At 37.1% G+C, this 15339-nt stretch carries 17 protein-coding genes and 1 tRNA gene; 5 read left to right on the forward strand and 13 right to left on the reverse strand.

The window, feature by feature from the left end; all coding sequences use genetic code 11:
- Window positions 1–957: an ABC transporter ATP-binding protein gene (locus VZD24_RS04180; protein WP_279449636.1), complete on the forward strand. Its 957-nt coding sequence runs from the start codon at window positions 1–3 to the stop codon at window positions 955–957.
- A 129-nt stretch (window positions 958–1086) separates the two neighbouring features.
- Here VZD24_RS04180 and VZD24_RS04185 read toward each other — a convergent pair whose 3' ends face one another.
- Window positions 1087–2085, reverse strand: coding sequence for an NADP-dependent oxidoreductase (locus tag VZD24_RS04185; RefSeq protein WP_279449635.1), 999 nt, complete (start codon window positions 2083–2085; stop codon window positions 1087–1089).
- 160 nt (window positions 2086–2245) lie between these two features.
- Here VZD24_RS04185 and VZD24_RS04190 point away from each other — a divergent pair, with 160 nt between their 5' ends.
- Window positions 2246–4468, forward strand: a complete 2223-nt coding sequence (locus VZD24_RS04190; RefSeq protein ID WP_342686775.1) for an FUSC family protein — start codon at window positions 2246–2248, stop codon at window positions 4466–4468.
- 8 nt (window positions 4469–4476) lie between these two features.
- Here VZD24_RS04190 and VZD24_RS04195 read toward each other — a convergent pair whose 3' ends face one another.
- The 9 genes from VZD24_RS04195 to pdxA all read right to left on the reverse strand — a co-directional run bounded on the left by VZD24_RS04195 (window position 4477) and on the right by pdxA (window position 11926).
- Window positions 4477–4935 carry a 3-oxoacyl-ACP synthase gene (locus VZD24_RS04195; RefSeq protein ID WP_279449633.1) on the reverse strand — a complete coding sequence of 153 codons (459 nt, stop codon included), beginning with the start codon at window positions 4933–4935 and terminating at the stop codon, window positions 4477–4479.
- A complete protein-coding gene (gene mtgA / locus VZD24_RS04200; RefSeq protein WP_279449632.1) occupies window positions 4932–5645 on the reverse strand; it encodes a monofunctional biosynthetic peptidoglycan transglycosylase in 714 nt (237 codons plus the stop codon). Before mtgA ends, VZD24_RS04195 begins: the two co-directional genes overlap by 4 nt.
- Window positions 5638–6756 (reverse strand): NAD(P)/FAD-dependent oxidoreductase, encoded by a 1119-nt coding sequence (locus VZD24_RS04205; RefSeq protein WP_342686774.1) that lies wholly within the window; start codon window positions 6754–6756, stop codon window positions 5638–5640. Before VZD24_RS04205 ends, mtgA begins: the two co-directional genes overlap by 8 nt.
- A 144-nt stretch (window positions 6757–6900) precedes the next feature.
- Window positions 6901–8253, reverse strand: coding sequence for an acetyl-CoA carboxylase biotin carboxylase subunit (gene accC / locus VZD24_RS04210; protein ID WP_279449630.1), 1353 nt, complete (start codon window positions 8251–8253; stop codon window positions 6901–6903).
- Window positions 8254–8334: 81 nt separating this feature from the next.
- Window positions 8335–8826 carry an acetyl-CoA carboxylase biotin carboxyl carrier protein gene (accB, locus tag VZD24_RS04215; protein WP_279449629.1) on the reverse strand — a complete coding sequence of 164 codons (492 nt, stop codon included), beginning with the start codon at window positions 8824–8826 and terminating at the stop codon, window positions 8335–8337.
- Between the two features lie 35 nt (window positions 8827–8861).
- Window positions 8862–9860: a beta-ketoacyl-ACP synthase III gene (locus VZD24_RS04220; RefSeq protein ID WP_279449628.1), complete on the reverse strand. Its 999-nt coding sequence runs from the start codon at window positions 9858–9860 to the stop codon at window positions 8862–8864.
- 170 nt (window positions 9861–10030) lie between these two features.
- Window positions 10031–10228: a 50S ribosomal protein L32 gene (gene rpmF / locus VZD24_RS04225; RefSeq protein ID WP_062620449.1), complete on the reverse strand. Its 198-nt coding sequence runs from the start codon at window positions 10226–10228 to the stop codon at window positions 10031–10033.
- Window positions 10229–10237: 9 nt separating this feature from the next.
- The gene (locus VZD24_RS04230) at window positions 10238–10783 is read right to left on the reverse strand and encodes a YceD family protein (RefSeq protein ID WP_279449626.1); all 546 of its coding nucleotides are present in this window, start codon (window positions 10781–10783) and stop codon (window positions 10238–10240) included.
- A gap of 81 nt (window positions 10784–10864) precedes the next feature.
- The gene (gene pdxA, locus VZD24_RS04235; RefSeq protein ID WP_342686773.1) at window positions 10865–11926 is read right to left on the reverse strand and encodes a 4-hydroxythreonine-4-phosphate dehydrogenase PdxA; all 1062 of its coding nucleotides are present in this window, start codon (window positions 11924–11926) and stop codon (window positions 10865–10867) included.
- A gap of 56 nt (window positions 11927–11982) precedes the next feature.
- Between pdxA and VZD24_RS04240 the strand changes: the two genes are divergently transcribed.
- Window positions 11983–12570 (forward strand): riboflavin synthase, encoded by a 588-nt coding sequence (locus VZD24_RS04240; protein WP_279449624.1) that lies wholly within the window; start codon window positions 11983–11985, stop codon window positions 12568–12570.
- On the opposite strand, the gene VZD24_RS04245 is transcribed toward VZD24_RS04240, so the two are convergent.
- The 3 genes from VZD24_RS04245 to mce form a co-directional block, all read right to left on the reverse strand.
- Complete coding sequence (locus tag VZD24_RS04245; protein ID WP_279449623.1) at window positions 12551–12745, reverse strand: Fjoh_0651 family PID-CTERM protein; 195 nt, start codon at window positions 12743–12745, stop codon at window positions 12551–12553. The two genes, VZD24_RS04240 and VZD24_RS04245, sit on opposite strands and share 20 nt — an antisense overlap.
- A 261-nt stretch (window positions 12746–13006) precedes the next feature.
- A tRNA-Ile gene (locus tag VZD24_RS04250) sits at window positions 13007–13080 on the reverse strand.
- 116 nt (window positions 13081–13196) lie between these two features.
- Window positions 13197–13604: a methylmalonyl-CoA epimerase gene (gene mce / locus VZD24_RS04255; protein ID WP_279449622.1), complete on the reverse strand. Its 408-nt coding sequence runs from the start codon at window positions 13602–13604 to the stop codon at window positions 13197–13199.
- 105 nt (window positions 13605–13709) lie between these two features.
- Between mce and rbfA the strand changes: the two genes are divergently transcribed.
- Together rbfA and VZD24_RS04265 are read left to right on the forward strand one after the other, a co-directional pair.
- Window positions 13710–14105 (forward strand): 30S ribosome-binding factor RbfA, encoded by a 396-nt coding sequence (rbfA, locus tag VZD24_RS04260; protein ID WP_279449621.1) that lies wholly within the window; start codon window positions 13710–13712, stop codon window positions 14103–14105.
- A 1-nt stretch (window position 14106) separates the two neighbouring features.
- Complete coding sequence (locus tag VZD24_RS04265; RefSeq protein WP_342686772.1) at window positions 14107–15312, forward strand: ABC transporter permease; 1206 nt, start codon at window positions 14107–14109, stop codon at window positions 15310–15312.
- The last annotated feature ends 27 nt before the right edge of the window (window positions 15313–15339 follow it).

Here is a 15339-nt window from a genome sequence, read left to right on the forward strand (position 1 = left end):
ATGCTAAAAGTTGAAATAGATTCCTTTTCCTATTCCGAAAGAACAATATTAACAAACATATATTTCACGTTAAAACCCGGTGAGCACCTCAGCATACTTGGAGAAAGCGGCTGCGGAAAATCTACCGTTTTGCATCTTATTTACGGATTGCTTCATTTAGAATTCGGAAGTATCTTTTACAATGGGAAAAAATTACTCGGACCAACAAAAACGCTTATTCCGGGTGAAACGTTTATGAAACTTGTAGCGCAGGAATTTAATATTATGCCTTTTACCACGGTAGCCGAAAATTTAGCATCGCATCTTTCTGGCCTAAATCAGGAAAAAGATACACAGCGAATAAACACTCTGCTTGAAGTGGTAGAAATGGAAGCCTTTAAAAATACTTTGGTTAAAAATCTTAGTGGCGGTCAAAAACAACGGGTGGCCTTGGCAAAAGCATTGGCAAACAAACCCGAAATTCTTTTACTGGACGAGCCTTTCAGCAATATTGATACTTTTAGAAAGAATAAACTTCAGCGAAAAATTTATAATTACTTAAAAGAAAAGCAGATTAGTTGCATTACCGCAACCCACGAAAGTGATGAAGCTTTGGCATATTCTGATCAAATTTTAATGTTGAAAGATGGTTCCAATGAAATGCTCGGCACCCCTGAATTTATCTATAATAATGTTAAAACCGAATATCAAGCGGGATTTTTTGGCGAGGCGAATATTCTTCCAAAAAAATTATTCTGTAAAACTAAAACTGATGAAACAATAGTTGTCTTTCCACATCAATTAAATATTTCTGACAAAAAAACCAAGCTTGAAGTATCAATTATACAAAGCTACTTTAAAGGTGACCATTATCTTATTGAAAGCCATTGGAACGCGCAGACAATCTTTTTTAATCATCGCGATTCGCTCGCAACAAATAACGTTTATTTTCTTTCGTTTTTTAATAAAAAAAATTAGCGATAAAAGTGTGAATTTTGGACGTAACCAATTTTTACGTTTTTACTCTTAAATCGCGGGTATGATATAAACATGAAACGAATTAGACCTTTTACACCGTTAATGTAGTTTATATACGTACATTATATTTTACACTACAACAATCATTTTTCCCTTGTTTTTACCATCAAATAAATCTATAAAAGCCTGTGGAATATTTTCAAAACCCTCAACAACGGTTTCCAAATAGGTGAGTTTATCTTCCTCCATCCATTTTGCAAGTTGTTTTTGGGCAGGACCAAAATCTTTTACAAAATCGCGTACAATAAAACCCTGCATTAAAATACTGTTTTTAATAAGTAGCGGTTCAACTCGGGGTCCAGTTGGTGTTTCAGTTTTATTGTAAAGTGAGATGGCACCGCAATTAATAACTCTTCCGTACCTATTCATATTTACAAGTGCGGCATCTAAAATTTCACCACCAACATTGTCAAAATAAACATCAACGCCATTGGGGCAGGCAGCCGCAACCGCCTTATTAATATTTGTTGTAGTCTTGTAATTAATGGCAGCATCAAACCCAAATTTCTCTTGAATTCTATCAATTTTTTCTTCGCTTCCAGCTATGCCCACAACACGGCAGCCTTTTATTTTTCCTATTTGTCCCACCACACTTCCTACAGCACCGGCAGCTCCAGATACTAGCAGTGTTTCACCTTTTTGAAGTTTTCCTATTTTTTCCAATCCTAAATAGGCCGTTAAACCAGTTAATCCCAATACGCCCAAATAGGTTTTTAGGGGAGCGTGTTTTCGGTCAACTTTATTAAGTCCATTTCCGTTTGAAGTTTGAAATTTTTTCCACTGAAGCATTCCATTGACGAATTCGCCTTTCGTAAAATTTTTGTTGTTAGATTCCAGAACTTCAGCAATAATGCCAGACTCTAACGGTTTACCAAGCTCGAACGGCGGAATGTACGATTTTTGATCGCGCATCCGACCCCGCAAATACGGATCTACAGAAACGTACTTTGCTTGTAATAATAGCTCCCCATCCTTTGGTTTTGGCACTTCTTCTTCAGATATTTCAAAATTATTTAGAGTAGGCTTTCCGCTTGGTCGTTCTTTCAGTGATATAGTTTTATTTTTCATAGTAAGGCAATTTGTGATTTGCTTAAATTTAATACTTTAAAACACAAACAACCACTCCAAACTTTTATTTAATAAAACAATAACAAATTTTCTTTTTTGAAAAGATTAACGAACTTGCATTATGTAGTGAATATCTTTGCTGCTAGCCAATTTAACCCGTTTGAAAAATTCTGAAAACATCGTTAAGGAATCGCTCAAAGATCTTTCGGAATACTTTAGTAGTACCGATTTTTCGAGAGCTATTTTACTAGGAATTGCACTTACTGTGCCTATACTTCTTGGCATTAAATTTAACGTTCTTTCCATAGGAATTACAATTACTATTGGCGCAATGCTCGCTTCGCCCAGTGATATTAGCGGCAGTATCAGACACAAAATAACTGGTCTTTTATTGGCTACTTTGCTCGCAATGCTTGTTAGTTTTATAGGAGGCTATTTACATCTTTCGTTGTGGTTTCTATTTCCAATTTTGGGAATATTATTGTTCTTCATTTCATATATTTCAATCTATGGGTTTCGGGCATCGCTTATTAGCTTCTCAGGTCTTTTGGCCCTGGTGCTAAGTTTTTCGAACGTTTCAGTAGATATGCAACCTTATGAAAGATCGCTTTTAATTGGTATTGGCGGACTATGGTACGTTGGGCTTTCCTTGCTCAGACATTATATTTTTCCGAAAGCTGCTACAGAATATTATCTTTCAAAAACACTTCGGCTTACCGCAGATTATTTACATACCCGTGGCGAATTGGTTGTAGAAAATAATGACAGGTCTGAGTTGCTAAAACAACTTTTAAATACGCAAACAGAGCTTACCTCCATTCACGAAACCCTACGCGATATATTAATTTCGAGCAGAGCGGGATCGGGAAAATCTGATTACGAAGGCAAAAGAATGCTCATTTTTATACAATTGGTAGATATGCTTGAGCTAGCTATGGCCAATCCGGTAAATTATTCAAAAACCGATGCGCTCTTTAAAAAGAAACCGCAACAATTAGCAGATTTCCAAGGTTTGTTATTTGCAATGAGCGATAGGTTACGGGTAATTTCTAATTTTCTTTCGAAACCGAAACGACTTCGAAAAAACCACAGTATCGAATCATTTTTACAAAGAGTAAAAGACGATGTTTTTGCTTCAGAAGATGGATATACTGATGATTTATTAATGCTCCGAAACCTTTATAAATATCAAAAAGAGCAAGTAAAAAAAATAGAAAAGATAGAATGGTTGCTCGGCAATCCGGATCGCCAACAAATTCCATTTATAAAAAGTGAAAACGCAAAGAGGTTTTTAACCAAACAAAATTACGATTTTGAAATTTTGGTCGAAAATTTTAATCTACGGTCTACCATTTTTAAACATTCACTTCGGCTCGCTACTATGACAATGATTGGGTATGCCGTGGGAATTGTTTTTGCGGTTCAAAATCCGTATTGGATATTACTAACCTTAATCGTTATCATGCGGCCTACGTTTGGGCTAACAAAAACGCGTTCAAAGGAAAGAACTATTGGTACGTTAATTGGCGGAGCCTTGGCGGTAGCAATTGTTTTAATCACCAAAAATACCACCGTTTATGGCATTTTAGCCATAACCTCGTTAGTTATTGCCTTTTCAATGGTACAACGCAATTACAAAGCTTCAGCCACCTTTATTACCTTAAGTGTGGTTTTTATTTATGCATTGCTTAGCCCAGATGTTTTTAATGTTATCCAGTTTCGCGTAACAGACACAATAATCGGAGCCGGCTTGGCAACCCTCGGTAATTTGCTGCTTTGGCCCGCGTGGGAAATACACAGTCTGCAAAATACCTTAGTAGAAACCGTAAAAGCTAATCGTATTTATTTACAGGAAATTATAGCTTTTTATAATAATAAAGGAGATGTATCTGATGATTATAAAGTAGCACGAAAAAAAGCATTCTTAGAAATGTCAGACTTAAGTTCGGCATTTCAACGTATGACCCAGGAGCCAAAATCCCGACGAAAAAATATTGATAAAATATACGAAATTGCCATGCTTAATCACACTTTTTTAGCGTCATTAGCCTCTTTGAGTACCTATATTATAAACAACCCAACTACTCCAGCCTCGGAGAATTTTAATACCATCGCTTCAAGAATAGTTCAAAATCTATTGTTGGCAGAATCAATTTTGGAGAGTAAAACCGTATCTGAAACTTTGGAAGACTCCCACAATCTTGAGGATTTATTTGAAGCAACTTTCGGTAATAACCTAAAACCTACAGAAGTAGAAAAGATACAAAAATCTGCTGCCTTTGTCTCAAAATTGGAAGAAGCCCATCTGGTTAGAGAACAATTAAAATGGCTACTTACAATGAGCGAAAAAATACCAAAGGTTTTAAAGGCTACTACATTTTAAAGAGCATTTTATTTCACCTTTTTAATCTTAAATAGATTTCCATTCAGTGTAAATTCATCGCCCTTCCGTTTTCCAGAAATAAGCAAACCAACCGGCGAATTTAGCGCCACACAGAGATAATCTGTTTCATCTATTTCAACGCTACCAATAGAAATACTAATGTAATAGGCAAACTTATCGGTATAAACCAAACTGCCCAATCGCGCATAATCTGAAGTAGTATTTACATCAATTTTTTTGAGAAGTTGTGCTATTTTTTCAATTTCGTGAAGTTGCTTTCCCGCGTTTTCCCTATCTATTTGAAGCATTGCCCTACCAGTTTCATGTTTGTCGCCGCTGCTACTTTTAGATTCTTCAAGCAGCGATTCTTCAATTGCCTCAATGGTTTGTTTTATTTTGGAGTAACGGTTGTCAACCTGTTTTTGGCAGTGTTGCAACAATTCGGTTTTTAGTTCTACTGCGGTCATTTTTTTTGCTTCTTATTAGTATCTTTTGGTTGTTGTTTCTCTAGGCTAAAAGGACCGTAATAACGCATTTGTCTCAAAATCCATTGGGTGCGTCTCGCCACATATGATCCTGGTGGATTGGCACTATAGCGTTGTGGACTGGGCAATATTGCTGCGATTGCAGCAGCGTTTTCTGCTTTTAAGTTTTTTGCCGACTTTTTAAACCAAAATTGTGAGGCTGCTTCGGCGCCAAACACGCCCTCCCCCATTTCAATGCTGTTTAAATATACTTCTAAAATTCGCTCTTTGCTCCAAATATTTTCGATGAGCAAGGTAAAATATGCCTCTAGGCCTTTTCGGAACCACGTCCGGTCAGGCCATAAAAAGACATTTTTTGCTGTTTGTTGCGAAATAGTACTGCCTCCTCTAATTTTCTTACCTTTTTCGTTGTGCTTTAATGCCTTTTCAATAGCTTCCCTATCAAACCCATTATGGCTCAAAAAGGTTTGATCCTCGGCGCATATAACTGCCAATTGCAAGTATGGAGAAATTTCTTCAATTGGCACCCAGTCATGTCGCGTTTTATACTCTTTGCTACCTTCTACGGCGCGAATTACCATTAATGGCGTATAAGGCACTGGGACAAATTTGTAAATAAGCACCCATAAAACTGTAAGCCCAATAAACCAGAGTATAAGTTTAAATATAAATCTGAAAAGTTTTTTAATCATATAAATTTGCTAATTGGTTGCCAATAGAACTTCCTATTGCAACACCCATTCCGCCCAGTCGTACGCCACAGAATACATTGTTGGACACGTTTTTTAAAATTGGTTTTTTCTGTTTTCCAATGCCCATAATGCCGCTCCAACGTTGATCAGTTTCAAAATTATGGTTCGGTAAAATTACGGTTTTAAGTAATTGCTCCAACTTGTTTTGCACCAGTTGTGTCAACTCCATTTCGGTGGTTTCTTCTGCTTTAAAATCTAGATTTCGTCCGCCTCCAAGTAGGATTCTGTTTTCAATATTTCTGAAGTAATAATATCCCTTTTCCAAATGAAAGGTTCCTTTTATGGCGAGGTTTTTAATGGGTTTCGTTACTAAAACCTGCGCTCTTGCTGGGGTAACATCTTCTTTTAAAAATTGTTTCGCAAACCCATTTGTTGCAATAAAAACTTTTTTTACCGAAATATTTTCCGAGGAATTCAATTGAAGTGAAACATTTTCGCCTGTATCTATAATGTTGGTGATTTCGGTAGCATTTAAAATCAATATGTTTTCTTCGGAAGCTTTTTTGATTAGCCCGAGTATCATTTTTCCGGTATTAATCTGACCTTCAAATTTGCTGAATATGAGGTTTGGTTGAATATTTTTAAATCCGAAAGGGTTTTCTTTTTCTGAAAAAACTTCAGCATTAAAAATAGGTCTCAACAGCTCATTTACATAAGCAGTTTTTGATTTACAAGTTTCAAAAAGTTCAGCATCTTCGTTAGTGAAAAGTTCGTAGCCGCCATTTTCTTGATAATCCAATTGCTTATCGCCAAGTGTATTTCGCAATAATTTTAAGCCCTCCACCCTATTTTTTACAAGCTCAACTACTTCTTCTTCCGAATGGTTTTTTAGGTCGTCTAATATTTCAGAAATACTTCCGAAGCAGGCAAATCCAGCATTTTTTGTACTAGCGCCACTGGGAAGTGTACCGCGTTCAAACACTACAATTTTACTTTTTGGAAATTTTTTACGCAGAGCAAGTGCACAATTTATGCCTACAATTCCGCTGCCAATAACAGCAAAATCTATATTAGAAAACCAGGTTTTATGCTCCCAAAAAGAAAGGTTCATTTTGTTTCTGTTTAAACAAATATAGGTAGGAATCCATTCTCTCTAACCCTCATTTAAAGTAGAATGTTAAGAATTAAAAAAAGCACCAAATTCCAAAGGTAAGTTTTTTGGAATTTGGTGCTTGTTATTTGGTATTTTAAAGAATTATTCCTCCTCGGGCTCGTCCATTTTAAACGTATTCATAAAAGCCGTGGTATAGTTTCCTGCCACATAATTTGGATCGTCCATTAATTGACGGTGAAATGGAATTGTGGTTTTTATACCTTCAATAACGAATTCGTCTAAAGCGCGTTTCATTTTGCTAATAGCTTCTTCGCGAGTTTGTGCAGTGGTAATTAGTTTAGCGATCATAGAATCGTAATACGGCACAATGGTATATCCCGCATAAACGTGCGTATCTAAACGTACACCGTGTCCTCCGGGTGCGTGTAAAACCGTTATTTTTCCGGGTGACGGACGGAAGTCGTTGTACGGGTCTTCGGCGTTAATTCTACATTCTATTGAGTGTAATTGTGGCGTGTAATTTTTACCAGAAATTGGAATTCCAGCAGCCACTAAAATTTGCTCTCTTATTAAGTCGTAATCAATCACCTGTTCGGTAATTGGGTGTTCTACCTGAATACGCGTATTCATTTCCATAAAGTAGAAATTTCGGTGTTTATCTACCAAAAATTCTATGGTACCGGCGCCTTCGTATTTTATGTATTCAGCTGCTTTTACAGCGGCATTCCCCATTTCTGTTCGAAGTTTTTTCGTCATAAATGGGCTTGGGGTTTCTTCGGTAAGTTTTTGATGGCGACGCTGAATAGAACAATCGCGTTCGCTTAAATGGCAAGCTTTACCGCTACTATCGCCTACAATTTGAATTTCTATATGGCGTGGCTCTTCAATAAGTTTTTCCATATACATGCCGTCGTTTCCGAAGGCTGCAGCGGCTTCTTGGCGAGCACTGTCCCAAGCTTTTTTAAGCTCTTCCTTTTTCCAAACAGCGCGCATTCCTTTACCACCACCACCTGCAGTAGCTTTAAGCATTACTGGATAACCAACTTCTTCGGCCAGTTTTTCACATTGCTCAAAATCTTCAATAATACCTTCGCTCCCGGGAACTGTGGGTACTCCAGCAGCCTTCATAGTTGCTTTGGCCGAAGCTTTGTCGCCCATGCGCTCAATCATGTCGGGGGAAGCCCCAATAAATTTTATACCGTGTTCGTGACAGATTTTTGAAAATTTAGCATTTTCAGAAAGAAAACCATAGCCAGGGTGAATTGCGTCTGCGTTTGTAATTTCGGCAGCGGCAATTATATTAGACATTTTAAGGTAGCTAAGATTACTGGCTGGTGGCCCAATGCAAACGGCTTCATCTGCAAAACGCACATGTAAACTTTCCTCATCGGCGGTAGAATAAACTGCAACAGATTTAATACCCATCTCGCGGCAGGTACGAATTATTCGCAGTGCTATTTCGCCCCTATTTGCAATTAATATTTTTTTGAACATAACGTTTCTTAAATAACAAATCCCAAATTTTTCAAATCCCACTATTTTTGGAATTTGGAATTTGTGATTTGGAGTTTATATTTACGACGGATCTACTAAAAACAAAGGTTGGTCGAATTCTACCGGTGAAGAATCGTCTACCAAAACCTTTACTATTTTACCAGAAACTTCGCTTTCTATTTCGTTAAAAAGTTTCATTGCTTCAATTACGCAAAGCACATCGCCTACGTTAATTGTATCGCCAACTTCAACAAAAACGGGTTTGTCTGGAGCGGGTTTTCTGTAGAAAGTACCAATTATTGGCGACTTAATAGTTATGTATTTAGAATCGGTTTTGGTGGCAGGAGCTTCTGTTGCCGTTTCAGCCTGTGGAGTTGCCGCGGCTTGGGGTTGTTGCATTTGCATTTGCGGTTGCCCCATCGTTGGTATTTGCTGAATGTAAGTAGTTTCTCCTTTAGTGTCTTCAGATCCTGTTTTAATTGTGATCTTTATGTCTTCCGTTTCAAGTTTTACTTCGCTGGCGCCACTTTTCGCCACAAACTTGATCAAGTTTTGAATGTCTTTTAAATCCATATTATAAAATTTAGTCTTTTGCGTTGGTTATAAAGTTAATTAGTATCGTAGGCCCATTTTACATAAACAGCGCCCCAAGTAAATCCTCCTCCGAATGAGGCGAATATTAAATTATCGCCCTTTTTAAGTTGTTTTTCATAATCGGCCAAACACAGTGGCAACGTAGCAGAAGTAGTATTGCCGTATTTGTGAATGTTTATCATTACCTTATCATCGGGCAATTTCATTCGCGAAGCAGCTGCATCAATAATACGCTTGTTAGCCTGATGCGGCACAAGCCAGTCTACATCTTGGCCTGTAAGGTTATTGTTTTTCATTACCTTTTCGCAAACGTCTGCCATATTCGAAACGGCGAATTTAAAAACTGTTTTTCCCTCCTGAAAGACAAAGTGTTGTTTGTTGGCCACCGTTTCATTTGAAGCCGGAAGCAAAGAGCCGCCAGCATCAATTTTTAAAAATGGCCTGCCTATACCATCGGTACGAAGGTATTCGTCTTTTACACCAAGGTTTTCTGTGTTTGGTTCAAATAGAACTGCGCCGCCGCCATCACCAAATATAATGCATGTTGTTCTATCGGTATAATCTATTATAGACGACATTTTGTCTGCGCCAATTAGAAGCACCTTTTTGTATTTTCCTGATTCAATATATCGCGCGGCCGTTGACATTCCGAACAGAAAACTGGAACAAGCTGCAACTAGGTCAAAAGAAAATGCATTTACGGCACCAATTTGTGTAGCCACATAAACTCCTGTGGCTGCCACGGGCATATCTGGCGTTGCGGTTGCCATGATTACCATATCTATTTCGGCAGGGTCTGTATTGCTTTTTTGGAGAAGGTCTTTGGCCGCTTGGATAGCAAGATAGGAAGTTCCTTTGTCTTTATCCTTTAGTATTCTCCTTTCCTTAATTCCGGTTCTGGAGGTAATCCACTCGTCGTTGGTATCTACCATAGTTTCCAGTACTTTGTTGGAAAGAACATAATCTGGAACGTAGCTCCCTACAGCGGTAATAGCTGCCGTGATAGTATTCATAAGGCTGAATTAAAATTCACAAAAAAGACCAAAAATCTTTAAAAAGAGTGAAAAATACTAAATTTTACTTGAAATTCGGCACTAATTAAGTTGTTTTTGACTTATTGTAAAGTTAAAAAACAAAAAAACCCTCACGGGAATGTGAGAGTTTTGAGTATGTTTAAAATATATTAAGCTTCTACCTGCTCAGTTGCATCAATTACAACTTGACCGCGGTAGTACATCTTGCCTTCGTGCCAGTGTGCTCTGTGGAAAAGATGCGACTCACCCGTTGTTGGGTCTGTTGCAAGCGTAGGTGCAGTAGCTTTGTAATGCGTTCTTCTCTTATCTCTTCTTGTTTTCGAGATTTTTCTCTTTGGATGTGCCATTGCTATTTATTATTTATCCGTTAATAGTTTTTTTAATGAATCCCATCGGGGATCGGTATTGTTGTCTTCGGGCAGTTCTTCTTGATCTATGGCCTTCGGACTTAATTCTTCAAGTTTATCGAGTATATCGCTTTTTAATGTGCCGTCTGCAATTCCCGGATGAATTTTTCGTGAGGGCATAGCCAACACAACAGATTCATAAACGTATTGCTGGATGTTTACTTCGTAACTTCCGTGAGGCAAAATGAGCAAATCTTCATTTTCATCATTATATTCCTCACCAAATTTTACAACAAAATTATACGAGCCGGCAATTTCTTGATCAAAAGGCTCATTTGTTGTATCGCAAGCAACGTTTACAGACCCATTAAATGTTAATGTAATCTCGAGCAACGTGCTCATTTTTTCCAGCTGTACGTCGAGATTAATGGCAGCGTCATTAAATTCGTCATACTCAAAATGCTCAAAGAACGCTTTTTTTAATTCAAAGTTAAACTGGTGTTTTCCTAATTTCAACCCTACGAAAGGGATGGTAAACTCTTTCAAATCCTTCATTTTCACACCTATTTAAGACCTTAACCTTACGGATAAGGCGGGTGCAAAGATAAAAAAATATTTCAATAGCAATTCATTTTTTTATTTCTTTTTTGAGAACCCTCTTTTGCGATTTGTCTGGAGCGGATTTTTTGAAATTTCTTTGTATTGTTCGCGTGTTTTGTAAATTGAAACTGCGCTAAAAACCGCTTCGCGAAAAGACTCAAAATTGGCTTCATTTTTTCCTGCTAAATCGAAAGCTGTTCCGTGATCTGGCGAAGTGCGTATGCGGTTAAGTCCCGCGGTAAAATTTACTCCCTTTCCGAAAGCCAACGTTTTAAACGGTATTAAACCTTGATCGTGGTACGACGCAATAATTGCATCAAAATTTTTATAGTTGCCCGAACCAAAAAAGCTATCGGCAGCATAGGGCCCAAAGACCATTTTGCCATTTTTTCGGATATTGTCTAAGGCGGGGCGCAAAATAGTGTCGTCTTCGTCTCCAATAACTCCATTATCGCCAGTGTGGGGATTAATACCCAAAACCGCTACTTTTGGTTTTTCAATTCCAAAGTCTTCAATTAAGGTATGGTAAATTGTATTTATTTTTTTATCGATACGTGCGCGATCTATATTTTTGGCTACGTCCTTTACGGGTACATGGTCTGTAAGTAACCCCACACGCAAGTTTTCAGAAATTAATAGCATTAAACTCTCCCCTTCTAGTTCCTGTGCCAAATAATCTGTATGGCCCGGGAAGTTAAAATTTTCTGACTGTATGTTAGCTTTATTAATAGGCGCGGTAACCAAGGCGTCAATTTTTTCAGCTTTTAATGCTTCTACAGCGGCCTTTAACGATTTAATGGCATATTCGCCGCCAGCGGGTGTTTCTTCACCAAATTTTACATCTACGTGTTCTTTCCAAACGTTTAATACGTTTATTTTCTTGGGAATGCAATCTTCAATTTTATCTATTCCGTGAAAGTTTATATCAGTTTCGAAGTGTTTTTTAAAGAAAGACAGCAACTTAACCGAAGCAAAAATAACGGGCGTGCAAAACTCTAACATACGCGAATCTTCAAATGTTTTTAGAATTACTTCACTTCCAATGCCATTTATATCGCCTATGGAAATACCCACCACTATTTTATCTTCTGCGCTCATTACGTTTGGCTTTTTAAATTGTTACTTTTGCAGTACAAATGTAACCAAATACTACAATGTTTACAGGAATTATTGAAACCGTTGGCGAAATTGCCCAACTTACCCGCGAAGGTGAAAATCTTCATATTGAAGTAGCAAGTTCACTGTCGCAGGAACTTAAAATAGACCAAAGCGTTTCGCACAATGGGGTGTGTTTAACTGTTGTAAAAATACACGAAGCATCGTATGTGGTTACCGCTATTAAAGAAACTTTGGATAAAACAAATCTTAAAAATCTAAAAATTGGTTCGTTGGTAAATTTAGAAAGAGCCATGAAACTCGGCGACCGTTTAGATGGGCATATGGTTCAAGGACATGTGGATGGCACAGCTACTTGTACTCAAATTGAAAATAAAAGTGGCAGTTGGGTTTTTACTTTTCAATATAACAATACAAATTTCGGCACTGTTGAAAAAGGATCTATTACTGTTAATGGCGTTAGTTTAACTGTGGTAAATTCTAAAAAGGAAGCTTTTAGTGTAGCTATTATTCCCTATACTTTTGAGAATACCAATTTTAAAACAATTAACGTGGGAAGCGAAGTAAATTTAGAATTTGATATTATTGGGAAGTACATAAAAAATCTTATGACGCCTTATTTATAGCTTTGCGATGTTTGTAAACTATATAGATTCCATAAATTAGACCAGCCACAATTAAAATCCATAACGAATCATCAATTGGTAATTGGGGACCGGGGGGTGGTGGATCATTTGGTGGTGGCACATCTTCTCTAGCCTGCACAACCAAAAACATTAAAAGATAAATGTTTGATAGCATTAAACAGAATTATCGATTGGGGATTGCTATAATAAATCTAAAATAATAAAATTTACGTATTAAAAATTAAATATAGAAAATCGTATTGTAATAACTCGTTATAGCAGTAAAAATTGCATAATTCTAAAGGGTGCAATAATTTTTCAATTGAAAAAGTGGTCCCACATGGGCTCACTTCGACTGCGCTCAGTGTAAACTTCTCGCCAAATTCAAATTGCAATAACAACAATTTGTAAACAATAAAGTTTCAGACTAAAAAAGTGGTCCCACATGGGCTCGAACCATGGACCCCCTGATTATGAGTCAGGTGCTCTAACCAGCTGAGCTATGGGACCGTTATACTATCAATATTTCAATTAACTACCAAATCTTAAGTTAATGCCTAATCCTAAAAAGGACGAATTTAAGGTTCGCAAAGGTAAAACACTTTCCAAATACCACAAAACTATTTTTAGTTATTCTCAATTTCTTGGCAAAGCTCTACCAAAACTCCATTTGCAGACTTTGGGTGAATAAAAGCAACCCATTTATTATCAGCGCCTCTTTTGGGTTTTTCGTTTAGCAATACAAAGCCTTCTTTTTTTAAACGGGCCATTTCTGCTTCAATATCTTTTACCGCAAATGCAATGTGATGTATGCCCTCGCCTCTTTTTTCAATAAATTTTGCAATCGGACTATCGGGGTTTAACGCTTCCAAAAGTTCTATTTTACTTTCCCCACACTGAAAAAAGGAAGTTTCCACTCCTTCACTTTCCACCTTTTCACTTTTGTACGGAGCGGCTCCCAGTAAGACTTCGTATATTTTATTTGCATCTTTAATATTTTTAACCGCAATACCTATGTGTTCTATTTTCTCCATATTTTCAATTTAGTAGTTCAAAAATACAAACTTAATCGCATTGAATTTCACCAAGCTCCAAGCTTCATTAACCTATTGTATGGTTTTATATTCTATTTTTGCAGTATGGAAGAAAGTAATAGACAAAAGAAAATTGCGAGTGTTTTACAAAACGACCTCGCAAACGTGTTGCAAAATATGCTTCGCGAAGCCGGACAAACGGGCATAATAATTTCTGTAAGTAAGGTAACGGTTACCACAGATCTTTCTATTTCGAAAGTATATGTAAGTGTATTTCCAGCAGATAAAGCCGATGGTATTGTGGTTGAACTAAACAAATTAAAACCAACTATAAAACATCAAATTGCACAGCTTACCAAGAACCAACTGCGTAAAATGCCGGATCTTTCCTTTTATAACGACGATTCGTTGGAATATATTGAAAAGATAGACAAGGCAGTAAAAGGTGAAGATAATCCTTTAAAAAATCCGGATTTACTTCCGAAACGAAAAAAGTCATAACTTGAATTTTTCGCTCTACATCGCCAAGCGTTATTTGTTTTCAAAAAGCAGTAACAATGCTATTAATATTATTACGGGCATCGCGGCGGTGGGCGTGGTTGTGGGAGCCATGTGCTTGTTCATAGTGCTTTCGGGCTTTTCGGGACTAAAAGACTTTAGTCTTCAGTTTACGAATATTTTTGACAGCGATCTTAAAATAATTCCCAAAAACGGTAAAACAATATTATTTACCGAAGCCCAGAGAAATGAGTTAAACGATATTGAAGGCATTGAAACCTTTTCAGAAATAATCGAAGAACGAATTTTTCTTCATTATAAAGGAAAAAACCACATCGCCTATATTAAAGGTGTAGATTCACTTTATGGAAAAGTAACGCAGCTAGACAGTATAATGTACTATGGCGATTGGTTTGTTAGAAACCAAAATGAAGTTGTAGTAGGGCTTTCTATCATTGCGAAACTATCGTTGGGAGTGCGCGATTATGGCGCACTTTTGGAAATTTACGTTCCAAAACCGGGGACGGGACAACTCAATGCACTGGATCCAACAGATGCTTTCACAAAAGAAAATGTAGTAGTTTCCGGGGTGTACCAAGTAAACGAGGAACTGGATGCAAAATATGTTTTTTCCGACTTAGAATTTGCTAGAAATTTGCTGTCCTTAGATAGTACTAAAATTTCTTCTATTGAAATAAAACTTTCACCTACGGCAACAGAAGACAAAGTGCGAAGCGAAATTGAAAAAATTTTTCCAGAAGGTATTACTATCAAAAACAGAATTCAGCAAAACGACACGCTTTATAAAATGCTCAATACCGAAAATATCGCGGTATATTTAATCTTCACTTTGGTATTGATAATTGCCCTTTTCAACGTAATTGGTTCCATAATTATGATGGTATTAGACAAGCGAAAAAACATAAAAACACTCTACAACTTGGGTGCTTCATTGCCAGAAATCCGTCGTATCTTCTTTCTTCAAGGTACCTTAATGACCGTGCTTGGAGGTTCGTTCGGAATTTTCTTGGGAATTCTAGCCGTAATGGCACAACTTAAATTTGAGTTTGTAGCTATAACCAGTACCCTTCCCTATCCTGTAAAATTAGAGTTACTGAATATTGTAATTGTTTTTGTAACGATTAGTGTGTTAGGAATTATCGCTTCAAAAATTGCATCGAGTAGAGTTCGGGAGAAGCTGTTAATTTAATTCTGAAAAAGCACAATTATACTATTA

The sequence above is a fragment of the Aequorivita flava genome, assembly GCF_038742595.1.
In the GTDB taxonomy this organism is placed as follows: domain Bacteria; phylum Bacteroidota; class Bacteroidia; order Flavobacteriales; family Flavobacteriaceae; genus Aequorivita; species Aequorivita marisscotiae.

Bases quoted from the DNA above. Each gene is read 5' to 3' on its own strand.
- mtgA (WP_279449632.1), bottom strand. From the start codon at position 5,645: ATGATTAAAAAACTTTTCAGATTTATATTTAAACTTATACTCTGGTTT.
- VZD24_RS04230 (WP_279449626.1), bottom strand. From the start codon at position 10,783: ATGAAGGATTTGAAAGAGTTTACCATCCCTTTCGTAGGGTTGAAATTA.
- VZD24_RS04180 (WP_279449636.1), top strand. From the start codon at position 1: ATGCTAAAAGTTGAAATAGATTCCTTTTCCTATTCCGAAAGAACAATA.
- rpmF (WP_062620449.1), bottom strand. From the start codon at position 10,228: ATGGCACATCCAAAGAGAAAAATCTCGAAAACAAGAAGAGATAAGAGA.
- VZD24_RS04185 (WP_279449635.1), bottom strand. From the start codon at position 2,085: ATGAAAAATAAAACTATATCACTGAAAGAACGACCAAGCGGAAAGCCT.
- VZD24_RS04245 (WP_279449623.1), bottom strand. From the start codon at position 12,745: ATGCTATCAAACATTTATCTTTTAATGTTTTTGGTTGTGCAGGCTAGA.
- rbfA (WP_279449621.1), top strand. From the start codon at position 13,710: ATGGAAGAAAGTAATAGACAAAAGAAAATTGCGAGTGTTTTACAAAAC.
- VZD24_RS04220 (WP_279449628.1), bottom strand. From the start codon at position 9,860: ATGAATACTATCACGGCAGCTATTACCGCTGTAGGGAGCTACGTTCCA.
- pdxA (WP_342686773.1), bottom strand. From the start codon at position 11,926: ATGAGCGCAGAAGATAAAATAGTGGTGGGTATTTCCATAGGCGATATA.
- accC (WP_279449630.1), bottom strand. From the start codon at position 8,253: ATGTTCAAAAAAATATTAATTGCAAATAGGGGCGAAATAGCACTGCGA.
- accB (WP_279449629.1), bottom strand. From the start codon at position 8,826: ATGGATTTAAAAGACATTCAAAACTTGATCAAGTTTGTGGCGAAAAGT.
- VZD24_RS04240 (WP_279449624.1), top strand. From the start codon at position 11,983: ATGTTTACAGGAATTATTGAAACCGTTGGCGAAATTGCCCAACTTACC.
- mce (WP_279449622.1), bottom strand. From the start codon at position 13,604: ATGGAGAAAATAGAACACATAGGTATTGCGGTTAAAAATATTAAAGAT.
- VZD24_RS04205 (WP_342686774.1), bottom strand. From the start codon at position 6,756: ATGAACCTTTCTTTTTGGGAGCATAAAACCTGGTTTTCTAATATAGAT.
- VZD24_RS04195 (WP_279449633.1), bottom strand. From the start codon at position 4,935: ATGACCGCAGTAGAACTAAAAACCGAATTGTTGCAACACTGCCAAAAA.